The following is a 3689-nucleotide window of genomic DNA, read 5'->3' as shown; positions in this document are numbered from 1 at the left end:
GGTTAGCACATACAAGGTGGAACATGGCTAGGGAAATCCGTTTTTGTTTCTAGGTATAGGCAGGTTTTTCTTTTTACTGTGGCGAATTTAACTAGATCACGATAACCATTAAAAGGAGGATGTATAAGACGGCTTCTATTGATGGTAATTGTGGTATTTAGGCAAATGTCTTAGATAAAATGTATAAAAAGGAGTGTACATATGAAATTTAATGAGTATGAATATAAACGTCCTGAAATGGATGAAATCAAATCGAAGTTCACGAAAGTTTTGGAGAAGTTTAGGGATGCACAAGAAATAGACATTCAAGTGAAAGCGATGGAAGAAATAAATGAAATTCGAAATTATGTAGGTACCATGTTAAATTTGGTCTATATTCGACATTCCATTGATACAAATGATGAATTTTATAAAGCTGAGAACGACTATTTAGATGAATTCTCTCCTGAAATGGAGGAGCTGACTTCCATATTTTATACTGAGCTTGTTCGGTCGAAGTTTCGTCGGGAGCTTGAGATGAAATGGGGGAAACAACTGTTTGACCTGGCAGAGGCCCAACTCAAAACGTTTTCACCTGAGATTATTCCGCATCTGCAAAAAGAAAATAAACTATCAAGCGAATATTCACAGTTAATCGCCTCTGCAAAAATTGAATTTGAAGGAGAGGAGCGTACACTTGCACAGCTTCAGCCTTTTATGGAGTCAGCGGACCGTGAGTTAAGAAAAAATGCAAGTGAAGCATATTACAGCTTCTTTGAAAAACAACAGGCAGAATTGGATCGAATATTTGATGAACTTGTGAAAGTACGGCATGAGATTGCGACTATGCTAGGGTATAAAAATTTCGTCGAGCTCGGATATAATCGAATGACAAGGACTGATTATAATGCGGAGATGGCTGCTGCATTCCGTAAGCAGGTGAAAGAGGATGTGGTACCGCTTGTTACCCGATTGAAGGAACGTCAGCGTGAACGGCTTGGATTGGAGAATCTATGCTATTTTGATGAAAATTTTCAATTTAGAACGGGGAATGCGATCCCTAAAGGTGATGCGGAGTGGATCATCGAAAATGGCAAAACGATGTACCGTGAACTTTCAACTGAAACGAATGAGTTTTTTAATTTTATGATAGATAACAATTTGATGGACCTTGTGGCGAAGAAGGGAAAAGAAAGTGGTGGTTACTGTACCTTCATAGAAGATTACAAAGCTCCATTTATCTTTTCAAATTTCAATGGGACCTCCGGAGATATAGATGTTTTAACACATGAGGCGGGTCATGCATTCCAAGTATACCGGAGCCGTGACCACGATATTCCGGAATATTACTGGCCTACATATGAGGCTTGTGAGATCCATTCGATGAGCATGGAATTTCTTACATGGCCATGGATGGAGCTGTTTTTTAAAGAAGATACAGAAAAGTATAAGTTCTCTCATTTAAGTAGCTCACTTGTATTCCTGCCATATGGGGTAGCTGTGGATGAATTTCAGCACTTCGTCTATGAAACTCCCGACGCCTCTCCACTTGAAAGAAGACAGGCGTGGCGTAAAATCGAGAAGGATTATTTGCCTCACCGTGATTATGAAGGAAATGAATTTTTAGAAAATGGAGGATATTGGCAGCGTCAGAGCCATATCTATCAGTCTCCATTTTATTATATCGACTATGCATTGGCTCAAATCTGCGCCTTCCAATTTTGGAAAAGATCAGTAGAGGGGGATGTGGCGGCTTGGGAAGATTATTTGAATCTGTGCCAACTCGGAGGCAGCAAGTCTTTCCTTGGTCTCGTAGAATCGGCGAATCTGAAGTCACCATTTGCTGATGGGACAGTTCAGTCCGTGGTCAAGGTGATCGATGAATGGCTTTCCTCTGTCGATGATCAAACATTATAAAAGGTGATTGAGCTGAGTTTTAAGTGGAAATATTTTTTGTAAGTATCACAATAAATTCCATGATGAGCCACAACTTAATCGTTGTGTTAAAACGCTTGAGGATATTTTTCCTTAAGCGTTTTTTTACGTTCCCTGCCAGTGAACTAACATGTATCTATTGTTTTAGGCTATTAGATACTATTCATTTCTCATTTACTTAGTGCTGTGTTTAAGGTTAATGTTCTTAGAAAGTTTAAAAGAGGCAGCTCTAAAATAAGTCTACTTTATATATTGTTTGAAAGAGTTTAATATCAACAAGATTATTTTACAGAGCCTAAATCAATAGGGAATATTACTTGGCTTGTCTTAAATGCCTCCACCTGACATATAAATGTAGGGAGGAGGGGAAAGTATGCTGTCAAGGTGGTCAGGGATTTTTCAGATTGCAGCCGTTTATGTAGGTACAGTCGTTGGAGCTGGTTTTGCAACTGGAAGAGAGATTGTCGAGTTTTTTACCCGTTATGGCATTTATGGCTTTATCGGGATTTTAATAGCAGGTTATATTTTTATTTTTACCGGAACGAAGATCATGCTTATTTCTACAAGGATAAGAGCTACTTCTTATGAAGAGTTCAATCAATTTTTATTCGGTAAGAAGTTAGCAGGAATCATCAATATCTTTTTCCTTATCATGCTGTTAGGTGTGACGGCCGTCATGATTTCGGGTTCAGGGGCAGTTTTCGAGGAACAACTTGGTGTTCCTAAAAGTGTGGGAAGCTGGTCTACCATCATCTTGGCATCATTAGTTCTGATGATGGGGATGCGCGGCGTTTTTACAGTCAATTCTTTTGTTGTTCCAATCATGATCTGTTTTAGTTTGATTCTCTTTTTCTCTACTTTGGGAAATGGTGACTTTTTGTCTTTTCTTACGCAAGTTCCTGATGAAGGGATTTCCTTGAAAATGATTTTCTCCCCATTTGCATATACAGCCTTTAACCTGGCTTTAGCGCAGGCCGTTCTGGTTCCAGTTGCCAATGAAGTCCGCGACGAAAAGATTATTAAGCATGGGGCCATCCTTGGTGGTATCTTTCTCACTATAATCTTACTAACTGGGCATTTTTCACTTATGACACTTCCAGATGTAGCTAGCTATGAAATTCCTTCGGCGGTTATTATGAGAACTGCAGCTGGGCAGTTATATTGGATGTTTATTTTGGTGATTTACGGGGAAATCTTCACTTCGGTTATTGGGAATATTTATGGATTACAAAGGCAAATTAGCAGCTATGTTAAAGTACCAAGCATGCTAATCATAGCTATTATTTTTTTAATAGCTTTGATCATCAGTGAATACGGATATGGAAGGCTATTAGGATATATCTACCCGGTATTTGGATACATAAGTCTGCTTTTTTTAATGCTAGTCTGGAAAAGCAAGGCAGGGAAGGAGAAATGAAAAATGGAGGGAAAAGAAGGTATGAGCTTTTCCCTCCGTCTGGATTCAATGAATTATTATTTTTTCATCAGAGTTTTAGCCATCTCTAGAAAGGCATCTCGGTAATCTTGATTCCTCTTAGTGAACATTGTTAAGCGGACAGGAGATTTTTCACCTTTGAGCAAAATGGATGTAATCACATCATCCCCTCTTACGACTTCAAATCCCGACCCGTTATCAACGTCAAGTGCTGGATCCTCAATTGTTTCTGAAAAACTTTTCAGTTGGGTTTGGACATTTTCTTCGACTTCATCCCAATTAACATCACCCGTTAATAATTCAATTCTCATAAAAATGGAGTCATCTGTAGTTAGGAATA

Annotated in this window: 2 protein-coding genes and 1 pseudogene; 2 read left to right on the top strand and 1 reads right to left on the bottom strand. The window is 38.7% G+C overall.

Annotated elements, in window-relative coordinates; translation table 11 throughout:
* Window positions 1-201 precede the first annotated feature (201 nt).
* Window positions 202-1896 (top strand): M3 family oligoendopeptidase, encoded by a 1695-nt coding sequence (locus tag AC1DUW_RS23390; protein WP_053345130.1) that lies wholly within the window; start codon window positions 202-204, stop codon window positions 1894-1896.
* Window positions 1897-2287: 391 nt separating this feature from the next.
* Window positions 2288-3331 carry a YkvI family membrane protein gene (locus tag AC1DUW_RS23385; protein ID WP_053345131.1) on the top strand — a complete coding sequence of 348 codons (1044 nt, stop codon included), beginning with the start codon at window positions 2288-2290 and terminating at the stop codon, window positions 3329-3331.
* Window positions 3332-3387: 56 nt separating this feature from the next.
* Here the strand turns inward: AC1DUW_RS23385 and AC1DUW_RS23380 are convergent.
* A pseudogene (locus tag AC1DUW_RS23380) lies at window positions 3388-3689 on the bottom strand (hypothetical protein); the annotation flags it as partial.

The organism is Peribacillus sp. P4_C12 (assembly GCF_056402095.1).
Note: the sequence above shows the minus strand (reverse complement) of the source record. Positions and strands in the feature narration are given on the sequence as shown.

Excerpts from the sequence above, each read along its gene's own strand:
- AC1DUW_RS23390 (WP_053345130.1), top strand. The coding sequence starts at position 202 with ATGAAATTTAATGAGTATGAATATAAACGTCCTGAAATGGATGAAATC.
- AC1DUW_RS23385 (WP_053345131.1), top strand. The coding sequence starts at position 2,288 with ATGCTGTCAAGGTGGTCAGGGATTTTTCAGATTGCAGCCGTTTATGTA.